The sequence below is a fragment of the Gilliamella sp. A7 genome (assembly GCF_002142015.1).
Classification (GTDB): Bacteria; Pseudomonadota; Gammaproteobacteria; order Enterobacterales; family Orbaceae; genus Gilliamella; species Gilliamella apis_A.
Map to the genome: position 1 here is coordinate 21523 of NZ_NASN01000010.1, position 20693 is coordinate 42215.

Annotated in this window: 23 protein-coding genes; 12 read left to right on the plus strand and 11 right to left on the minus strand. The window is 35.2% G+C overall.

What is annotated here, in order from left to right:
* Position 1 precedes the first annotated feature (1 nt).
* Positions 2 to 1402, minus strand: coding sequence for a PLP-dependent aminotransferase family protein (locus B6D18_RS04365; protein WP_086363323.1), 1401 nt, complete (start codon positions 1400 to 1402; stop codon positions 2 to 4).
* Between the two features lie 150 nt (positions 1403 to 1552).
* On the opposite strand from B6D18_RS04365, the gene pdxS reads away from it, so the two are divergent.
* From pdxS to B6D18_RS04385, 3 genes are all read left to right on the plus strand, one after another.
* Positions 1553 to 2440 (plus strand): pyridoxal 5'-phosphate synthase lyase subunit PdxS, encoded by an 888-nt coding sequence (gene pdxS / locus B6D18_RS04370; protein WP_086363324.1) that lies wholly within the window; start codon positions 1553 to 1555, stop codon positions 2438 to 2440.
* On the plus strand, positions 2440 to 3033 hold the full coding sequence (gene pdxT / locus B6D18_RS04375) for a pyridoxal 5'-phosphate synthase glutaminase subunit PdxT (protein WP_086363325.1): 594 nt from the start codon (positions 2440 to 2442) through the stop codon (positions 3031 to 3033). Before pdxS ends, pdxT begins: the two co-directional genes overlap by 1 nt.
* A gap of 1403 nt (positions 3034 to 4436) precedes the next feature.
* A complete protein-coding gene (locus B6D18_RS04385) occupies positions 4437 to 4841 on the plus strand; it encodes a GFA family protein (protein ID WP_086363327.1) in 405 nt (134 codons plus the stop codon).
* Between the two features lie 87 nt (positions 4842 to 4928).
* Here B6D18_RS04385 and B6D18_RS04390 read toward each other — a convergent pair whose 3' ends face one another.
* From B6D18_RS04390 to nlpD, 6 genes are all read right to left on the minus strand, one after another.
* Entirely contained in the window at positions 4929 to 5378 is a 450-nt protein-coding gene (locus B6D18_RS04390) for a pyridoxamine 5'-phosphate oxidase family protein (RefSeq protein ID WP_086363328.1), read from the minus strand.
* 11 nt (positions 5379 to 5389) lie between these two features.
* Positions 5390 to 5983 carry a UbiX family flavin prenyltransferase gene (locus B6D18_RS04395; RefSeq protein WP_086363329.1) on the minus strand — a complete coding sequence of 198 codons (594 nt, stop codon included), beginning with the start codon at positions 5981 to 5983 and terminating at the stop codon, positions 5390 to 5392.
* Positions 5984 to 6145: 162 nt separating this feature from the next.
* Positions 6146 to 7354: an aldose 1-epimerase family protein gene (locus B6D18_RS04400; RefSeq protein WP_086363330.1), complete on the minus strand. Its 1209-nt coding sequence runs from the start codon at positions 7352 to 7354 to the stop codon at positions 6146 to 6148.
* 96 nt (positions 7355 to 7450) lie between these two features.
* Complete coding sequence (locus tag B6D18_RS04405) at positions 7451 to 8029, minus strand: thymidine kinase (RefSeq protein ID WP_144063949.1); 579 nt, start codon at positions 8027 to 8029, stop codon at positions 7451 to 7453.
* A gap of 87 nt (positions 8030 to 8116) precedes the next feature.
* Positions 8117 to 8869 (minus strand): 2,3-diphosphoglycerate-dependent phosphoglycerate mutase, encoded by a 753-nt coding sequence (gene gpmA, locus B6D18_RS04410; protein ID WP_034902210.1) that lies wholly within the window; start codon positions 8867 to 8869, stop codon positions 8117 to 8119.
* Between the two features lie 121 nt (positions 8870 to 8990).
* Positions 8991 to 10034 carry a murein hydrolase activator NlpD gene (nlpD, locus tag B6D18_RS04415; RefSeq protein ID WP_216818839.1) on the minus strand — a complete coding sequence of 348 codons (1044 nt, stop codon included), beginning with the start codon at positions 10032 to 10034 and terminating at the stop codon, positions 8991 to 8993.
* Positions 10035 to 10412: 378 nt separating this feature from the next.
* Here nlpD and rsmI point away from each other — a divergent pair, with 378 nt between their 5' ends.
* The 3 genes from rsmI (at position 10413) to moeA (ending at position 13863) form a co-directional block, all read left to right on the plus strand.
* A complete protein-coding gene (gene rsmI, locus B6D18_RS04420) occupies positions 10413 to 11240 on the plus strand; it encodes a 16S rRNA (cytidine(1402)-2'-O)-methyltransferase (RefSeq protein ID WP_216818840.1) in 828 nt (275 codons plus the stop codon).
* A gap of 180 nt (positions 11241 to 11420) precedes the next feature.
* On the plus strand, positions 11421 to 12512 hold the full coding sequence (ychF, locus tag B6D18_RS04425) for a redox-regulated ATPase YchF (protein ID WP_086363334.1): 1092 nt from the start codon (positions 11421 to 11423) through the stop codon (positions 12510 to 12512).
* Between the two features lie 124 nt (positions 12513 to 12636).
* Positions 12637 to 13863, plus strand: a complete 1227-nt coding sequence (gene moeA, locus B6D18_RS04430; RefSeq protein ID WP_086363335.1) for a molybdopterin molybdotransferase MoeA — start codon at positions 12637 to 12639, stop codon at positions 13861 to 13863.
* Here moeA and B6D18_RS04435 read toward each other — a convergent pair.
* The 4 genes from B6D18_RS04435 to folB are packed head-to-tail and all read right to left on the minus strand — an operon-like array spanning position 13855 to position 15933.
* On the minus strand, positions 13855 to 14283 hold the full coding sequence (locus tag B6D18_RS04435) for an EamA family transporter (RefSeq protein ID WP_086363336.1): 429 nt from the start codon (positions 14281 to 14283) through the stop codon (positions 13855 to 13857). The genes moeA and B6D18_RS04435 overlap by 9 nt on opposite strands.
* A gap of 5 nt (positions 14284 to 14288) precedes the next feature.
* A complete protein-coding gene (locus B6D18_RS04440) occupies positions 14289 to 14495 on the minus strand; it encodes a hypothetical protein (protein WP_086363337.1) in 207 nt (68 codons plus the stop codon).
* A gap of 50 nt (positions 14496 to 14545) precedes the next feature.
* The gene (locus B6D18_RS04445) at positions 14546 to 15544 is read right to left on the minus strand and encodes an MBL fold metallo-hydrolase (RefSeq protein ID WP_086363338.1); all 999 of its coding nucleotides are present in this window, start codon (positions 15542 to 15544) and stop codon (positions 14546 to 14548) included.
* Between the two features lie 20 nt (positions 15545 to 15564).
* Complete coding sequence (folB, locus tag B6D18_RS04450) at positions 15565 to 15933, minus strand: dihydroneopterin aldolase (RefSeq protein ID WP_086363339.1); 369 nt, start codon at positions 15931 to 15933, stop codon at positions 15565 to 15567.
* A 98-nt stretch (positions 15934 to 16031) separates the two neighbouring features.
* Here folB and rsmE point away from each other — a divergent pair, with 98 nt between their 5' ends.
* The 6 genes from rsmE (at position 16032) to purM (ending at position 20500) form a co-directional block, all read left to right on the plus strand.
* Positions 16032 to 16757 carry a 16S rRNA (uracil(1498)-N(3))-methyltransferase gene (gene rsmE / locus B6D18_RS04455; protein ID WP_086363340.1) on the plus strand — a complete coding sequence of 242 codons (726 nt, stop codon included), beginning with the start codon at positions 16032 to 16034 and terminating at the stop codon, positions 16755 to 16757.
* 196 nt (positions 16758 to 16953) lie between these two features.
* On the plus strand, positions 16954 to 17910 hold the full coding sequence (gshB, locus tag B6D18_RS04460) for a glutathione synthase (RefSeq protein ID WP_086363341.1): 957 nt from the start codon (positions 16954 to 16956) through the stop codon (positions 17908 to 17910).
* Positions 17911 to 17912: 2 nt separating this feature from the next.
* Positions 17913 to 18368, plus strand: a complete 456-nt coding sequence (locus tag B6D18_RS04465; protein WP_086363342.1) for a GNAT family N-acetyltransferase — start codon at positions 17913 to 17915, stop codon at positions 18366 to 18368.
* Between the two features lie 21 nt (positions 18369 to 18389).
* Positions 18390 to 18947, plus strand: coding sequence for a YqgE/AlgH family protein (locus B6D18_RS04470; protein ID WP_086363343.1), 558 nt, complete (start codon positions 18390 to 18392; stop codon positions 18945 to 18947).
* A gap of 3 nt (positions 18948 to 18950) precedes the next feature.
* Entirely contained in the window at positions 18951 to 19367 is a 417-nt protein-coding gene (gene ruvX, locus B6D18_RS04475; protein ID WP_086363344.1) for a Holliday junction resolvase RuvX, read from the plus strand.
* A 95-nt stretch (positions 19368 to 19462) separates the two neighbouring features.
* Positions 19463 to 20500: a phosphoribosylformylglycinamidine cyclo-ligase gene (gene purM / locus B6D18_RS04480; RefSeq protein WP_086363345.1), complete on the plus strand. Its 1038-nt coding sequence runs from the start codon at positions 19463 to 19465 to the stop codon at positions 20498 to 20500.
* Positions 20501 to 20693 lie beyond the last annotated feature (193 nt).

The following is a 20693-nucleotide window of genomic DNA, read 5'->3' on the forward strand; positions in this document are numbered from 1 at the left end:
ATCAAAGCAAATTTTTTTCAAAATGTCCATAACTTAATCGGATAGAACCGACATTATCGCCAAAGTCAGTACCTTGCGAAACAATAATATGTTTTGACAACAATTGATTTAATATTGTCAGTTCTTGTGCAGCATTATTAACTGGTAAATGAGCATATAAATGAAAACCTCCGGTTGGGACTCGGTAAATAACACCACCATTAAAATAGTCATCAAGCCAATCCATTAATTGATTAGCTTTATACTGCAATTGTTGGCGGAGCCATTTTTGATGTGTTTGATAATGGTGACTTAAATATTCCTCAGCTAATAGTTGCGGTAAAATACTTAAGCCAGAGTCAATATGATGCCGGATATTGGCTAATTTTTCGATAATTTCACTTGGTGCTATCATCCAACCAATACGTATATTACGGCCGATATATTTGGATAAAGATCCTAAATAGACCACTTGATTACTTACATCAAATTTTTTAATCGGTAAAATATTGGTCTTTTCATCAAAAGCTAATCCACTATAGGCATCATCTTCAACAATACCAATACATTGTTTTCGACAAAATGCCAGTACCTGCTTCTTGCGCTGATTACTCATCACACAACCAATTGGATTTTGAAAGATAGGATTTAGAAATAACCATTTTATTTGTCGCTCTAAGGTAACTTTTTGTAAACTCTCTAAAGTAATACCCTCTTCATCACATTCAATACCGTATAAACGCAATCCTGCAGCTTGAAATAATGGTAATGAATAAAAATATGATGGTGATTCAATGCCTATCGCATCGCCAGGTTTTAATAATCCTTGGGTAATCAAAAAAAGAGATTGTTGAGTGCCTGAGGTAATAAGAATTTGTTCGGTATCAACCACCATAGCAAATTGTTTCTTCATATAATGCGCAATTTGCTGCTTAAGCGAAGGAAGCCCTAATTGCAACATATCGCTTTTCTTTTCGTAAGCAACCATTTCATGGGAAGTAATATTTGGTAATATTAATTTTGGGATCATATTAGTGGGCAAATCACCATTAGCTAAATCACAAATATGATCCATTTGATGCCGAACCTGTGTCACTTTTTGGTGATATACATTTTGACGATGATGATAAAAATTGGCTGGCAATCGCCAATTAATAGTCGAATAAGCTTGCAGCCCCCACTTTTGTTCATTAACAAAAGTCCCACAGCCCTGCTTTCGCACTAATATACCTCGTTCAGTCAAAATATCTAGCGCATGCACAATAGTTGAACGGTTAACTTGTAGATCTTTGGCTAAATTACGCTCAGATGGTAATCGTTCACCGGCTATTAACACTCCTTGTTCGATATAGTTCTCAATCAATTGCGTGACTTTTTTAAATAATGCGCCATTAAAAAGGCTTAATTTTTGTTTATTCCACATCTTTTATTTTTCAAGTTTTCTAGAACTTATTACCTTAAACGCAAAATTGGATGGGTTAATTATAGTCCAATTGGCTGTTTATTGCAGTGATTTAATTTTGAATAATAGTCCTGACATTAGACAACTAACATTAATTAATCAGGAGTAGCAATGAAACAACATACCGGTACACAAACTGTAAAACGTGGAATGGCACAAATGCAAAAAGGTGGCGTGATAATGGATGTCGTCAATGCCGAACAAGCAAAAATCGCTGAACAAGCTGGTGCCGTAGCAGTTATGGCTTTAGAGCGTGTTCCTTCCGATATTCGTGCTGCTGGTGGCGTCGCAAGAATGGCCGATCCGACCATTGTTGAAGAAGTAATGAAAGCAGTAACAATTCCTGTTATGGCTAAAGCAAGAATTGGCCATATTGTTGAAGCACGTATTTTAGAATCAATGGGTGTGGATTATATTGATGAAAGTGAAGTGTTGACTCCTGCTGATGAACAATATCACTTATTGAAAGATGAATTCACTGTGCCTTTTGTCTGTGGCTGTCGAGATTTGGGAGAAGCGTTACGCCGAATTGGTGAAGGTGCATCTATGTTACGAACCAAAGGTGAGCCAGGAACAGGCAACATTGTTGAAGCAGTTAGACATATGCGTCGTGTCAATGAACAAATTCGTTTAGTGGTTGGCAAATCTAAGGATGAACTTATGACATTTGCTAAAGAAATTGGCGCACCATATGAATTAGTATTACAAATTAAACAACTTGGTAAATTACCAGTCGTAAACTTTGCTGCCGGTGGTGTAGCCACGCCAGCTGATGCTGCATTAATGATGCAACTTGGTGCTGATGGTGTATTTGTCGGTTCAGGTATTTTTAAATCACAAAATCCAGAAAAATTTGCCAAAGCGATTGTTCAAGCAACAACTTATTTTGATGATTATCCAAGATTAGCTGAATTATCCAAAGGATTGGGTGAAGCAATGAAAGGGATTGAAATCAGTAAATTAACCGAATCAGAAAGAATGCAAGATCGAGGCTGGTAATGACAACAATTGCCAACGTAAAAGCTAACAAAATCATTGGGGTGCTTAATTTACAAGGTGCCGTAACTGAACATTTAAACATGCTTGCTAGCATTGATTTTGTGTGCCCTATTGCAGTTAAAAAAACCGAACAATTGCGTCAACTTGATGGCTTAATTATTCCTGGTGGTGAATCAACAGCAATAAGTCGTTTAATTAGACAAAATGATTTATTTGAGCCAATCCAAGCATTTGCTAAACAAGGTAAAGGTATTTTTGGCACCTGCGCTGGATTAGTACTTTGTGGCACTGAAACGAGTCATAATGAGGTTGAACAACTGGGACTAATAGATATTATTGTTGAAAGAAATGGCTTTGGGCGGCAAATAAATAGCTTCGAAACACTGTTAGATATTGCACCTATCGGTCAGCAAATTCCAGCGGTATTTATTCGTGCCCCCTATATTGCCAAAGCAGGTGAACAAGTAAAACAACTCGCTTTTGTTGATAATCATTGTGTAATGGCGGAGCAAGATAATATTTTAGTATGTTCATTCCACCCAGAACTAACTACTGATAACCGCATAATGCGCTATTTTGTTGAAAAATGTTAACGTTTAAAATATAGTCCATTTTAAAACTATAAAAACGGCAAATTTTAGTAATATTTGATTATTGGCACTAATTATTAGTGCCATTTTTTGTCTTAAAAACCCCGTTCCTCAACTTTTTTGTTTTTTTAGTTTCGGACGTTTTGTTGTTTGGTGATTAGTTCTATACGGCGATTACGTCCGAGCAAAGAGGGTTTACGCGAATCCTCTTTACCAACTCCCGCGGCGACCACGCAAGTGGTCACTGCGTGACAGCCTTCCGTCTTCGTTCGCTGTTAACGCACCGGCTGTGATTTATTCCTGACAAACAACAGCCTTGCCAAACATCCATGTTTGCCATGCTAACCTCACGCAGTTGTCAGCACATTGCTAATGTCGCGAAATGAAATACTCCAATCTGATTTGCTAGAAATAAACTTTTATATTTAGAGCTAACTGATCTTAGTTTTAAAGCCAATTTCAGTGAAATTGTGGCTAGATTTAGGCTTTAAAAAACCCTCTCCTCAACTTTTTTGTTTTTTTAGTTTCGGACGTTTTGTTGTTTGGTAGCTAGTTTTATATGGTGATTACGTCCGAGTAAAGAGGGTTTGCGCGAACCCTCTTTACCAACTCTCGCGGCGACCACGCAAATGGTCACTGCGTGACTGCCTTCCGCCTGCGTTCGCTTTAACGCACCAACTGTGATTTGTTCCTGACAAAACACAGCCTTGCCAAACATCCCTGTTTGCCATGCTACTAATCTCTCTCAGTTGTCAGCACATTGCTAATGTCGCGAAATGAAATACTCCAATCTGATTTGCTAGAAATAAACTTTTATATTTAGAGCTAACTGATCTTAGTTTTAAAGCCAATTTCAGTGAAATTGTGGCTAGATTTAGGCTTTTAAAAACCCTCTCCTCAAATTTTTTGTTTTTTAGTTTCGGACGTTTTGTTGTTTGGTGATTAGTTCTATACGGCGATTACGTCCGAGTAAAGAGGGTTTGCGCGAACCCTCTTTACCAACTCCCGCGGCGACCACGCAAATGGTCACTGCGTGACTGCCTTCCGCCTGCGTTCGCTGTTAACGCACCAACTGTGATTTGTTCCTGACAAAACACAGCCTTGCCAAACATCCCTGTTTGCCATGCTACTAATCTCTCTCAGTTGTCAGCACATTGCTAATGTCGCTTAATGAGAAGCATCAAACTAATTGATAAAAATAAACGTTTATTATTGGACCTAACTGATGTTATAACTAACGTTAGCGATTTATTGGATGGATTTTGGCTTTAAAAACCCCGTTCCTCAAATTTTTATTCCTTTATTGAATTATGTTAATTATTTAGCTACTTATCTCTTGTTTTAAATTTACAGGTAAAATGCAATAATAAATAGTAACGGCTATAAATAATACAAGGAAATTAATCATGATGACAGGTAACTGCTTATGTGGCGAAATTGTCTATCAACTAAATAGTGATATCAAAGCGATTGTTTTTTGTCACTGTTCACGTTGTCGCAAACAAACCGGTTCAGCCTTTAATTCTGCCACACTCATTAACAAGGAAGATTTAACTTTTATCAAAGGGGAAGAAAATATAAAAGTTTTTTCTAACTTAGGTGTCAACCGTCATTTTTGTGGTAATTGTGGTTCACATCTATTTTCTAGCCGTGATAATGATAATAGTACTTACCGATTACGTATTGGGTTGATTAATGAACCAATTAATGCTGAAAAGCGTATACATATTTATACTGGTTCAAAAGCCAATTGGGATACTATTTGTGATGGTGATACTGAATATGAGGAAAATATCCCGTCCAAGTTGTGATAACTCATTTTTGATTTAAGTTATTAGTGGGTTTTAGTTTGTGATTAGATAATGATTATGCTAAAACCTAACATACCATTTATCAAATTAATGATTTTTCAGATCTTCGTCTCGTTGCCAATGGCTTTTGTGCGCAAAACCAATTAGATTATTGGTCATCTTAATTTCTTGCAATCGTAGTGACCAAATCGGTGCTTTCATAACTCTTGCAAAAGGAAAGGCGGAATAATAAAGCTTATAAGCATTGCTAGCTTCATTATCAATGAGTTGTTCAGCTATAGCGCTAAATTGAATACCTTGAATTTTAGTTATCGATTTTGGATTAATACTTATAGTACCAGCAACATTTGGATTCTGTAGCATTGCTTGTGCATGCTTAGTTTTCAATTCCGATAAGAAATATAAACACCAATTCTCTTTGTCAAATACATAGAAGACATTACATGCCCATGGCTGGCTTTTAGCCAATATCACACATAAATTTAGCACATGTTGTTGCTGGATAAATTGCGCTATTTTAAACTCGGTTGTCTTCATGATATTACGGTTTATTCAGGCTTTTGATTAAGATTCCTATCTTCACCCCAGCGAGGTAAACAAGGTACATCAATATCAAACAGATCGAGCGCTCTAGCAACACTATGAGTAATAATATCATCAACACTTTCAATGTGTTGATATAGGGCAGGAACTGGTGGAAAAATAATCCCCCCCATTAAAGTCACCGCCTCCATGTTTTTAATATGACCTAAATGTAATGGCGCTTCTCGCGTCATTAACACTAATCGACGACGCTCTTTCAATACCACATCTGCTGCTCGAGTAAGTAAATTATCTGACAAACTATTCGCTATAGCTGAAAGTGTTCGCATTGAACATGGTGCAACTAACATTCCCATTGTTTTAAATGAGCCACTCGCTATCGCTGCACCAATATTATCAATCGCATATACAACATCAGCTAACCCTTGCAATTGCGTTAATTGTGATTTCGAATGCTCATAATGACCGGTAATTTTTGCCGCTTTTGAGATCACTAAATGTGTCTGAATATCCATTGGTTTTAATAGTTCTAAAGCTTTGATACCATAAGCAAAGCCTGAAGCACCACTTATTCCAATTACTATCCTTTTCGCAGCCATATTTATTCCTGTTATTTAATTGAATCCGAAAATTTGTTGATTAGTGTAGCTTAGAATAACATATTATAGATAATAATATTTTGAATCGACAGGATGATTAAAACTTTCTTTGAACAGGAAAAGATACCGCCAACAAAATTGTTAGCGGTATTTGCGAATGACTTATTCTTTTGCCATAGGTTCTTCAACTACTTTGGTCTGTTTGTTTCCTTGAATAGCCTTTATTTTAGCCTCATAGTTTGCTACTTCTTCTTTATTTGACAATAGGCTATAAGTTAAAATAAATTCAGTACTTTTGCCTGCACCCAATTGAGGTACACGTTTTTGCTCACGCTCAATTGTAACTGGATAAGCAAAACTTGTTCCTGGTTCAATACCAGTTACATAGCCTTGTTTAAGCGTATCAGTATTTTTCCATAATGTCAGTACAGGTAATTGTTGAGTATTAAAAGCAATCCCAACCCCTTTATCACTTGCATTACTCTTCAACATAACTTGAGTTTGATTATTTGCATCTGAATAAGGGAAAATGTTATAAACCATTTCATCAAAGCCTTTTGTTGGCCCTTGATAAGTTTGCCAATTTTTCAAACCAGTTGCTGCATATTCATTGAAAGGTGAAATTTCTTTAACTGGTGCAACAAATTTAGCCCCTTGTTCTAAAATTGGTGTACCGAAATTGCTGTGATAAATAATTTGATAATCACGATCATAATCACTTAAATTAGTCAGGATATCATGTACGGTAAATTCTTTGCTGCCAGGAACATGTCTGATAGTAACCCAAGTTTCAAAATTGCTCTTTTTGAAAGCATTTTCTTTAATTAACCCTCTGATAGTAATCGTATAAGGAGCTTGATCTTCAACCTCAACAAATAATTTTGACACAGGAGTATTTTGTGCACGACCATGGAGTGTATACATCATACCATCAGCTTGCACCGCATGCCCTGTCCATTCAAAGCCACAACGGACCATCATTTCGTTAAAGCCATCTAACCAACCTGCACCACCACGGCTTTCTAAATTTATATATTTAGGATTAACAATCTCTTTAACAGGAGAGTCCCAACCTAAGCGAATGCCATCACCTTCAACTTTTACAATGCCTAAACCACGAGTTGGGCTTAGGTTAATTGTTAATCCTTCACTTTTAATTGTTAATAGCTCTGACCCCTCTTGCTTACCACCTTTAAGAATAGTATTTTCAATAGTAAAAGGAGGTGCATCAGGACTGATATTTTTGTTAGAAATTTGCCAATCTCCTTTTTGAATTTCTTTATCGCCATCTGTGATTACATAATCTTTTGCACTGGCGGAATATGAAACTAAACCTAGTAAAATAGCTAATGATGTATTTTTAATTTTCATGCGATTAATTCCTTATAATAATTTAATATTTTTGCACATCAAAATATGAGCATTATTTTCTGATGGTAGAATATTTATCCGAATGCACAAGTAAACTTAGTGATTTGGCCTTACCTGTCCAGCTTTCCAGTGTTTTCGACAAACAGAATGGTACTCACTATCACCAAGATGTATCGAATTTCCAAATTTAACTATTTGCCCATTGTCACCTTCTAAAAGGATCATGGTGGCTTTTTTACCACACCAGCAAACGGTTTTGAGTTCCCTATAATTATCAGCAATTTCTAATAGAGTTTTCGAACCTTCAAATAAATGCCCCATGTAATCAGTTTTTAGACCAAAAAACATCATAGGAACACCATATTCATCACAAACATCTGATAATTTCCAGATAGTAGTAGATGATAAAAACTGACTTTCATCAATTAAAATACACGCATAATTATTTTGTTTAATGTGCTCAATAATTCCTTCTACTGTAGTATCGTCAAGTTGTAATGCTCTTTTACGTAAGCCAAGTCGAGATACAATTTCAACAGCGGAATCTCGAGTATCAACCGAAGATTTAAGCAATAATGTTTGCATATTATTACTTAAGTAGTTGTGGTCAATCTGTAGTAATTCGGTAGATTTTCCAGCGTTCATTACGCCATAAATATAATAAATTTTAGACAAAATCAGCGTCTCTAAAAGTTAAATATTTATTTCCTGTACAGGAAATAAAAGGTAAGTTATTCAACTTACCTTTTAGATTAATTAATACTATTTGGCTTTACCTTGGTTCGCTACCGCGGCTTGTTTAGCTGCGATTTCATCGGCATTACCTAAATAGTAGTGTTTAACAACTTTCATGTTGTCATCAAATTCATATACTAATGGCACACCAGTTGGGATATTTAGATCAATAATATCATCATCACTAATATTATCTAAATGTTTAACTAGAGCACGAAGTGAGTTACCGTGAGCGGCAATAATGACACGTTCACCTTTAGCAACACGAGGGGCAATAGTTGACTCCCAATAAGGAAGAACACGTTTAATAGTTAAAGCTAAACTTTCAGTTAAAGGTAATTCAGATTCTGGTAATTTGCTATAACGTGAGTCATGCCCAGGGAAACGCTCATCTGATTTTTCAAGTGCAGGTGGAGTAATTGCAAAACCACGGCGCCATAATTTAACTTGTTCATCACCATATTTAGCAGCAGTTTCAGCTTTATTTAGACCTTGTAGCGCACCATAATGACGTTCATTTAATTTCCAGCTTTTTTCAACCGGTAACCATGCTTGATCAACTGCATCTAAAACGTGCCATAATGTGTGAATTGCACGTTTTAAAACAGAAGTATAAGCATAATCAAATTCAAAACCTTCTTGTTTTAATAATTGACCAGCTTCTGCTGCTTCTTTATTACCTTTGTCAGATAAATCAACATCAGTCCAACCACAAAAACGGTTTTCTTGATTCCAAACGCTTTCTCCGTGACGAATAAGAACTAATTTTTTTACTGCCATGAATATAACTCCTTAGTTACGTAAAATAAAATGGTTAAATCTTGCACTAAAACATATAATTAATAAGTGTGTTATTAGTTATTAATTGGTTATAAGCCTCTATATTAATTTAAAATACCTACTATTTAGTTGGTAAGTATTTTAATGGATCGACTGACTGTGCTTTATAACGAATTTCAAAATGTAATCTTACCGATGAGGTTCCTGTTGCACCCATGGTAGCAATTTGTTCACCGGCACGAACATTTTGTTGTTCCTTGACTAAAATAGTTTGGTTATGTGCATATGCGGTTAAATAATCATCATTATGTTTTATAATAATTAAGTTACCATAACCAGGCAATGCATTACCTGAATAAACCACTCGTCCATTAGCCGCTGCAACAACTTTAGCGCCTAAAGAACCAGAAATATCAATCCCTTTACTGGCATTAGAAAATTTTTCAATGATTTTACCTTGTGCTGGCCAGTGCCATACAATATTAGCCACGTTAGATGTAGTTGGTACTGCGCTATTAACTGGTTCAGTTACAGTTTCCGTAGTTTGAACAGTATTAGTTGGCTTATTTTTACCAGAGGTTGTGGTTGTAGTTGTTGTCACTGTCGTCACAACCGGTTTAACTCTGGTTGAAGTATTGGTCGCTGAACCTTTATTGCGATTATTCGCTGCAACAACGGGCACTGTAGAAGTAGTTTTTTTAGTTTCAACTACTGTTGTACCACCACTAACATCCAATACTTGACCAACATTTACAGCAAATGGTTCTTTAATGTTATTTTTTGCTGCCAAAGCACGATAATCATTACCGGTTACCCATGCAATATAAAAAAGTGTATCACCTCGTTTAACAGTATAGGTATCACCTTGATAGCCACCTTTAGGTATATCATTATAATCACGATTGTAAACGATACGCTCATTAGAAGTAATCACATCTTGACCATTGCTATTAGATGTAACTCTTGAGCCAGATGTCGGTGTTGGTGATGAATAAATTTGTGATGAAGAACGAGAACCAGTAGAAATATTTGTCGGTGGTTTTGAGTATACCGACGAAGTAGAACAACTGGAAGAGTCAGAAATATCTACAATTTCAGCTGGATTAGTTTGCGTACATGCAGCGATCATCAAACTTAAACAACTTAATGTGAGAACTTTTTTCACAATAACACCTTTCATTAATTTATATTATATTATTTTCTTATGCACATTTTATCGTTTTTACAACAAAAAGCTATTATATTAATTACTTGTAAAGTAAATCAATAAAATCGCCGTCAAAAATGTACAATTGTTGATTAAAAGCTATAAATATATTTTATTTGATGACTAATTATTCGAAGAATATATAAATAACTCTCTTATTAAAAATAACTTGTTATATGTACAAATAAGTATAATTAACACAATGATACAATCTTAGCCATATTTTCAGCCAATAATGATTAAACTAATTTCACGGTAATGAGTATATACAATAAAATACGGTTTGGTATAGTATATTTAATGCCTTACCATAAAATTTACAGTGATCAAAATAGAATGACTTTATATATTGTTGCAACTCCCATTGGCAATTTAGATGATATTACACTAAGAGCCATTAATACACTTAAAAGTGTTGATATTATTGCGGCTGAAGATACTAGGCATAGTGGACTACTATTGCAACATCTAGGCATTAAAGCCAAACTTTTTGCTTTACACGATCATAATGAACAAGAAAAAGCACAAGTTTTGATCGAAAAACTAAAATCAGGTTTATCAATTGCATTAATTTCAGATGCAGGCACACCACTTATTAATGATCCCGGTTATCACCTAGTGAAAGCTTGTCGAGAAAATAATATTAATGTGGTACCTATTCCGGGCGCTTGTGCCGCTATTGCCGCATTATCGGTAGCCGGATTACCTTCTGACAAGTTCAGTTATGAAGGCTTTTTACCGGCAAAAACCAAAGCACGTCAAGATTATCTAACAAATCTATGCCAAGAGAGTCGAACAATGATTTTCTATGAATCAACCCATCGACTGTTAGATACCTTAAATGATATGCAAACAATTTGGGGGAACGATAAACATATTGTTTTAGCAAAAGAACTCACTAAAACATGGGAAACTATTGTTAGCTACCCAGTAAATGAGTTAATTCACTGGTTACAAGAAGATAGTAATCGTCAAAAAGGTGAATTTGTTCTAATCGTTGAAGGACATAGCAAAACTGATAATGCTATTGATGCTAAAGTGATTAATACCTTAAAATTATTGATTAAAGAATTACCATTAAAAAAAGCTGCAGCAATTACAGCCGAGATGTATGGACTAAAGAAAAATCAATTATATCAAATCGGCTTATCATTGGAAAATTAGTCAAAAAGCATTTAATAATTTTATTATTAAGCGAGAAACAACAAAATTTAAGTTCCAAAACTTAACATGCTAGTTTTGCTAAATATTTTATACCAGTATCAACATTAGCATAATTAGCCTAACTTAGTATATAATTGGCGCCTATTTTTAAGATTTTTATAACACAAGGTAATAAACAGTATGGGATTTAAATGTGGAATTGTCGGACTACCAAATGTAGGCAAATCAACGCTTTTTAATGCACTAACTAAAGCCGGAATAGAAGCTGCTAACTTTCCGTTTTGTACGATTGAACCAAACACGGGTGTAGTGCCAATGCCAGATCCGCGTTTAGATCAACTTGCGGAAATCGTTAAACCACAACGAACCTTACCAACCACAATGGAATTTGTTGATATTGCTGGGCTAGTTAAAGGGGCTTCTAAAGGTGAAGGTCTTGGTAATCAATTTTTAGCTAATATTCGTGAAACTGAAGCGATTGGTCACGTTGTACGTTGTTTCGAAAATGATAATATTGTTCACGTTGCAGGTAAAATCGATCCAGCTGAAGATATTGAAATCATTAATACTGAACTTGCATTAGCTGATCTTGAAGCTTGCGAAAGAGCTATTACTCGTTTACAAAAACGAGCTAAAGGTGGCGATAAAGATGCCAAATACGAACTAGAAATTTTAGATAAATGTTTACCTCATCTTGAACAAGGTAAAAAATTATTACTACTCGATTTTAGTAAAGAAGAATTAGATGCGATTAAATATCTAAGCTTTTTAACCTTAAAACCAACTATGTATATTGCTAATGTTAATGAGGATGGTTTTGAAAATAATCCATATTTAGAAAAAGTAAAAGCTATTGCTGAGCAAGAAAAAGCCGTCGTTGTACCTGTGTGTGCCGCAATTGAAGCAGAACTTGCTGAACTTGATGACGCTGATCGTGATGAATTTATGCAAGACCTTGGTTTAACTGAACCAGGCCTAAATAGAGTAATTCGTGCTGGTTATAGTTTACTTAATCTGCAAACTTATTTTACTGCTGGTGTTAAAGAAGTTCGTGCATGGACAATTTCTGTTGGAGATACTGCGCCACAAGCCGCTGGTAAAATTCATACCGATTTTGAAAAAGGCTTTATCCGAGCACAAACGATCGCTTTTGATGACTTTATTAAATATGGTGGCGAACAAGGTGCTAAAGAAGCAGGAAAAATGCGTTCTGAAGGGAAAGATTATATCGTGCAAGACGGCGATATTATGAATTTCTTATTTAATGTTTAATCTTTGTTGATGCCGTATATTGCGGCATCATTATCATATATCTATATAACTGAATAGCGATTATCTGCACTCAATTAACTACTTGCCTAACATAACGGACAATCGATTATAAGGAGCTTCATTTATGTTATTAACCTTTGAACAAGCAAAAAAAAATATACTTGAAGTAGCAACAAATAATCATAAACCAGCAATGGAAAAAGTAGCATTATTTGATGCCTTAGATCGAATCACTGCAGAACCTGTTATTTCGCCAATTAATGTACCTAGCTTTAATAATTCGGCAATGGATGGTTATGCTGTTAGATTATCTGATATCAATCAATCGACGTTATTACCGTTAGCTGGAATAATTTATGCTGGTGACGATATTTCATCACTAAATTGGCCTAAAGGTAGTTGCTTACGAATTATGACTGGTGCACCTGTTCCTAACGAAGCTAGTGCCGTTGTAATGCAAGAAGAGACAGAACAAACTGAATCAGGAATTAAATTTTTAAAGGAAATAAAACCAGCTAGTAATATTCGTTATATAGGTGAAGATGCTAAACAAGGTGCGGTTATTGTCGAAAAAGGCACTCGATTAACTATTCCGACCTTATCAAGTTTAGCAACACTTGGGATTGCAGAGTTAACTGTCTATCAAAAGTTAAAAGTTGCAATATTTTCCACCGGTAATGAATTAACTGACATTGGTAGCCCATTAGCAAATAATAGTACTATTTATGATAGTAACCGATTTACCCTCAAATTATTATTGAGCAAATTAAACTGTGAAATAATTGATTTAGGGATAATTGTCGATGAGCCGAACAAAATTAAGCAAACACTCGAATCCGCATCTAAACAGGCTGATTTGGTTATTAGTAGTGGTGGAGTTTCAGTCGGGGATGCTGATTATACTAAAATGGCACTAGAAGAACTGGGAAAAGTTAACTTCTGGAAAATTGCCATAAAACCCGGAAAACCGTTTGCCTTTGGCAACATAGGTAATGCGTTATTTTGCGGATTGCCGGGTAATCCAGTTTCTGCTCTTGTCACTTTTTATCAATTAGTTCAACCATTAATGTTAGCTCTTACTGGACAAAATTTAGCAGAAGTTGAATTATCATTTAAAGTAAAAACAGCAACAAAACTGAAAAAAAATATCGGTAGATTGGATTTTCAAAGAGGCGTATTGCAAATTTCAGCTAATGGCGAGTTGGAGGTTGTTTCAACTGGGCAACAAGGCTCCCATCTCACCCAATCGTTTAACCGCGCTAATTGCTTTATCTTACTTGAAAAGGATAGAGGCAATGTAACTAAAGGTGAATGGGTAACTGTTGAGCTGTTTAATACATTATTAAAATAGTGCAACTAATATCGCCCCAGCTGCTATCATGGCAACCCCTATGGCAGAAAGAAAAGAAATTTTTTCGCCAAATATAACCACAGCAAAAATAACTGCAAAAACGACACTAAGTTTATCAATTGGGGCAACTTGTGATACTTTACCTTCTTTTATTGCCATAAAGTAAAATAGCCACGATAACGCCCCCGCAACGCCACTCAAGGCAATAATGAGTAATGCTTTTTTATCATTAAAAAAAGTATTGATTAAATTCAGTTTTCCTTGTACAACAACTACACCAACTAAAAATACAGCCATCACTATAGCTCTAATTGCTGTCGCAGTATTGGCATCAAGATGTTGTAAACCTATTTTACCGAGAATTGCCACACAAGCAGCAGTAACCGCTGATAATAATGCATAAATAAGCCAAGCACTCATATAAGCTAATACCTATCAATTTGAAATAAATACTGCTGATTATTAGAATTTCTTTGGCATTGTGTTGATTTACTCATTACACCTCCGCAATCTTCAAGAACGCCATGTGCTTTAGACCAATGATATTGTTTACCTTCATCATTTTTACCGCCACAAGCAGTTAAACCTAAACTTAGCGTTAGACAAGTTAATGCAATAATTACTGATTTCATCATAGTTCCTCTCGCAAATATCAAAATATTGTTTAAATTATTATTGTTAATTATTTTAATTCATTATTCAGCTGATTGATAGCTAAGCTATCACCTATTTTTAATATATGAAAAGATCTATCTCCTTTTAATGAGTTTAATAATATTGGAGGCTCATCTAATGGTTCATCTGCCAATTCAAAGGCGCCCCAATGGATTGCAATAGCTGACTGGCAATTTAATTCATCATAAAGTTGTACAGCTTGTTGAGGATCTATATGCTGCGATTGCATAAACCAACGTGGTGCATAAGCGCCAATTGGTATCAAAGCAAGGTCTATCTGCTTAAATTTATCAGCTATGTTCTTTAAGCTTGCGCAATAACCTGTATCCCCCATAAAGTAGACCGTTTTAGTTGATAATGGTTTATCAACATCTGTCTGCATAACCCATCCACACCATAATGCTTTATTTACATCAAATGCACCTCGATTACTCCAATGTTTTGCTGGCGTAGCAGTAAACGTAATGCCATTTACATTGGTCGATTGCCACCAATCTAACTCAATAACTTGCTTGGCTCCCCATTTTAATAATTTACTTTTTAATCCCAAAGGCACCAGAATAGTAAGTTGTGGAAACTGCATTATAAGTTGGCGGATACTATTAAAATCGAGATGATCATAATGACTATGAGATATTACCACCATATTAATTGAAGGTAATTTATCAATGCTAATTGCTGGTTTTGTTCTTCGTTTCGGCCCAATAAATTGAACCGGCGATACCCGGTTAGAAAACACTGGATCGGTTAATATCCATTGTTCATTAAGCTTTATCAAGGTACTAGAATGTCCGATCCACCAAACTCTATCACCGCTTAAGCTAATATCAATTGAGCTAACCCAATTTTGTATGAATGCTTGATATCCCCCTTTCGGCGGTAAAACTTTACGTTGCAGTCGCCAACGCAAAGCATCAGTTAATTTAATTGAAAAAGGTTCAGTATTATCAAAACTTTTCTTTTTATGATATGATTGATCACATATTATTTTGTTCTCTTTACTCATTAAGGGATATCTAGTTGTAGTTATTTAGCACTGCGTTCTATTAGTACCGCTACGTTACCAGCATTAGCAATAGCATCAGGTTTTGACACTTTTATTTTCAACCATTGTACCGAGAATTGTTCAATAACTAACATTGCGACACGTTCAGCTACAGTTTCAATCAACTCAAATTTATTTTTTTCAATAAATGACGTTATTGATTGCGACACAACAAAATAGTCTAAACAAAACTTCACATCATCACTTTGTCCGGCAGGTTGATTATCCCATGCCATTTCAAGATCAAGAACTAACTTTTGTTTAATCGTTTTTTCCCAATCATAAACACCAATTGTGGTATAAACCGTTAGTGATTCAATGAATACTCTATCATTAATTGTTAAGGTCATATTCTATTCCAAATATAGATATTGTTTAAAATAGAGATTACCGAATCTTAATAAATTACGCTATAATTTATTTTAAATAATAGTAAATAATAGTTTATATGACGCGAATTTTTCAACCTTACACAATCAATCAAAATAGTTTGATCACTTTGGATGATAATGCTTTTAATCACCTTATTCGAGTATTAAGAATGAAAACGGGGGAATCAATTACGCTTTTTGATGGTTCCAACCAAATTACGCCTGCTGTAATACATGAAGTTAATAAAAAAACCGTTATTGTAAAAACAGCAAACAGTGTGTTAGATAATCGAGAATCACCATTAAACATTCATTTAGGACAAGTGATTTCTCGTGGCGATAAAATGGAGTTTACTATTCAAAAATCGGTAGAATTAGGTGTTAATACCATTACTCCCCTACTTTCAGAACGTTGTGGCGTCAAACTCGATCAAGAAAGACTTGAAAAGAAAGTTCAGCAATGGCAAAAAATTGTTATTTCGGCTTGTGAACAATGCGGACGAAATATCATCCCAAGCATCAATCCAGTAATGAAATTAGAAACTTGGTGTGCAAATTTAACCGATAGTTTAAAACTTAACTTACATCCTAAAGCCGAACAAGGAATTAATCAATTACCGAATCATAACAAAAATATTAGTTTATTAATTGGACCGGAAGGAGGTCTATCTAATGAAGAAATTAGCATGACTCATCAATATCAATTTACTGATATTTTGCTCGGGCCGAGAGTATTACGTACTGAAACAGCGGCATTAACTGCAATAACAGCCCTTCAAGTTCGTTTTGGTGATTTAGGCTAGTCGCAGGAAATAAATAAGTTAACAAATGATTGCTTTGCTTATTAATCGGTAACGGGTATGATAGTTGAAAACTTGATTATTATTGCTAATACCTCTTTCTACCTTGATTTTCTATAAATTATTAAATAGGTAGAGCAGCATGCAAATCATCAACACCAAATTCAGTAAAATCAAATATAATCAGTAAGGAGTTACCATGATCAAACTTGGTATTGTTATGGACCCCATTAGCCATATCAAATTAAAAAAAGATACCAGTTTTGCTATGCTACTTGAAGCACAAAAACGCGGCTATCAACTTTATTATATGGAAATGAATGATCTGTTTTTACGCAATGGAGAAGCTAGTGCAACAACACGTACAGTAACAGTTCATAACAATAGTGAGCATTGGTTTGATTTTGGAGACGAACAGACTATAGCATTAAGTGAACTTGATGTAATATTAATGCGCAAAGATCCGCCTTTTGATACTGAATTTATCTATGCAACCTATATATTAGAGCGTGCAGAAGAGAAAGGCGTATTGGTAGTAAACAAACCCCAAAGTCTGCGTGATTGTAACGAAAAATTATTTACGGCTTGGTTTGCTGATTTTACACCTGAAACCCTAGTTACTCGCCAGACATCACAAATTAAAGCATTTCATCAACAATATCATGACATCATTTTAAAACCACTAGATGGCATGGGGGGTTCGTCAATTTTTCGAGTAAAACAAGATGATCCTAATGTTTCGGTGATTATTGAAACGCTTACTGAACATAATACCCGTTATTGCATGGCGCAAACATTTATTCCAGCAATCAAAGATGGAGATAAACGGGTTTTAGTTGTCGACGGTGTACCTGTACCTTACTGCTTAGCAAGAATCCCACAAAAAGGGGAAACACGAGGGAACTTAGCAGCCGGTGGACATGGTGAAGTCAGACCATTAAGTGATAGTGATTGGCAAATCGCTAACAGTATCGGCCCTGTTTTGAAACAAAAAGGACTACTATTTGTGGGACTTGATATTATTGGTGACAAACTAACTGAAATTAACGTTACTAGCCCGACTTGTGTTCGAGAAATTGAAGCTGCTAACCCAGATTTATCAATCACAGGTTTATTAATGGATGCGATTGAATCAAGATTAAATATAAAGAGTTAAAAATGATTAGAGAATATCAAACAAAAGATTTAGATGCCATAATGACAATTTGGCTTCAAGGTAATGAACAAGCACATAATTTTATCGATCCTGAGTTTTTTAAACAAAACTTTGAATTAGTGAAGATGTTGATCCCAATGTCAACAATATATGTTCAAGATATCAATGGCGTTGTGGTTGGTTTTATTGGCCTAACTGAAAATTATATCTCAGGTTTATATGTTGAAAAAAATTCTCGTCATCAAGGTACGGGGTCAGCATTAGTTGAAAAGGCCAAACAACGTCATAACGAATTAATGGTACATGTTTACAAACAAAATAGTGATGCAATTAACTTTTATTTATCACAAAATTTTGAAATCGTTGGTGAATCAATTAATGAAGAAACCAATCATCCTGAAATATTAATGCGCTGTAATGTTGAACATAAAGTAAAAATAGGTAAATGTGCATTATAAATTTAACGACAATGTGAGCATATGAATTTAAAAAATCATTTTATTATAGCCATGCCTACTGTTAATGACTCAATTTTTAGTCGTTCAGTAGTATATATTTGTGAACATAATCGTGATGGTGCAATGGGGATTATTATTAATAAACCCATTGTTGATCTCAACGTAGAAACAGTATTATCCCGTTTAGAAATTACCGCATCAAAAAGTTGTGCTGAACTTGAACACCCGGTGTTTTGTGGTGGTCCTCTTGCTGAAGAGCAAGGATTTATTCTCCATACTCCTCATCAAGGGTTTGCTTCAAGTATAAAAATTTCTGATGATATCATGATTACCACATCTCTTGATGCATTAAAGTCTATTGGCTCACCGGAACAACCAAAAGATCTTTTCTTAGCATTAGGTTATTCAAGTTGGCAATCATTACAACTTGAAAGTGAAGTAGCAAAAAATGATTGGTTAGTTACCGATGTTGATCCTGCAATTATCTTCGAGGTAGCTATTGAAGATCGTTGGCAGAAAGCAGCTGAATCATTGGGCATTAATATTAAAATGATTTCACCTCAAATGGGTACCGCATAAATTATGGCTACCATTATTGCATTTGATTTCGGTACAGCGAGCATCGGCGCAGCTATCGGTCAAGATATAACAAAGACTGCAAATCCACTTTGTTCATTCAAAGCTCGAGATGGCATCCCTAATTGGCAGTCAATTGAGAAAGTACTTAATGAATGGAAACCTGATTATTTAGTGGTAGGATTACCACTAAATATGGATGGCACAGAGCAACCGCTAACTGTAAGAGCACGCAAATTTGCTAACCGTCTGCATGGTATGTTTGGCTATCAAGTTCATTTACAAGATGAACGATTATCAACCGTTGAAGCAAAATCACATATTTTTGCTTCACGTGGCTACCGAGCCCTTGAAAAAGGCCATGTCGATGCGACTTCAGCAATTATTATTTTAGAAAGTTGGTTCGAAAACAGCAAATATTGATAATCAAGAAATTATTTTAACAATAATTAGTCGCCAATAAATTTCATCCTTGCTAAAATAACAAGCAATTTTTTCTATTGAAAGGACTGCTCCCCGTGTCAAATAATAAATCTCTTAGCTATAAAGATGCTGGTGTCGATATCGATGCTGGCAATGAATTGGTTGATCGTATTAAATCTGTCGTAAAAGAGACCAAACGTCCTGAAGTTATGGGTGGACTTGGTGGTTTTGGTGCATTATGTGCAATTCCGGAAAAATATAAACAACCTATTTTAGTTTCTGGTACTGATGGTGTTGGCACTAAATTACGACTTGCAATGGATTTAAATCGCCATGAATCAATTGGTATTGATTTGGTTGCTATGTGCGTTAATGATTTGATTGTTCAAGGAGCTGAGCCTTTATTTTTCCTCGACTATTATGCTACAGGTAAATTAAATGTCGATGTTGCCACAACAGTCGTTACGGGTATTGCGGAAGGTTGTAAACAATCTGGGTGTGCATTGGTTGGCGGTGAAACTGCAGAAATGCCAGGTATGTATCATGGCGATGATTATGACTTAGCGGGCTTTTGTGTCGGTGTAGTTGAAAAATCAGAAATGATTGATGGTAGTAAAGTTCAAGACGGCGACGCACTAATTGCCCTTGCATCGAGTGGTGCGCATTCAAATGGTTATTCATTAGTACGTAAAATCATCGAAGTTAGTGGTGTTAATCCAGCTACAGAACAATTAGACGGAAAACCATTAGCAGATCACTTACTTGCGCCAACTAAGATTTATGTAAAATCAGTACTTGATTTGATTTCGAAAATTGATGTTCATGCTATTGCACACATTACTGGCGGTGGTTTTTGGGAAAACATTCCACGAGTTTTACCTGACAATACTCAAGCTGTTATTGATGAATCTAGTTGGCAATGGCCAGCCATTTTTAATTGGTTACAACAAACTGGTAATGTAAGTCGCCATGAAATGTACCGTACTTTCAATTGTGGAGTAGGTTTAATCATCGCTTTACCAAAACAGTTAGCCGAGCAAGCAATTAATTTACTTAATCAGCATGGTGAAAAAGCTTGGTTACTTGGCGAAATAAAACACTCTTCATCAACTGAACGAGTTGTTATTCAGTAATATATACAATATCAATTTTTGTCTAGTAATTGTAACTAATCAGCTAATATTACTGGACAAAAATTATCGATATAAAAATCTTCAAAAAAATTCCTTACAATATCAACCTAATATTTGCATCTTATGTTTTTCTATACCAATACCCTTCCTTATTTATTTTTACTAAAAACGTATAGTTAGCCCAAAATTTAAC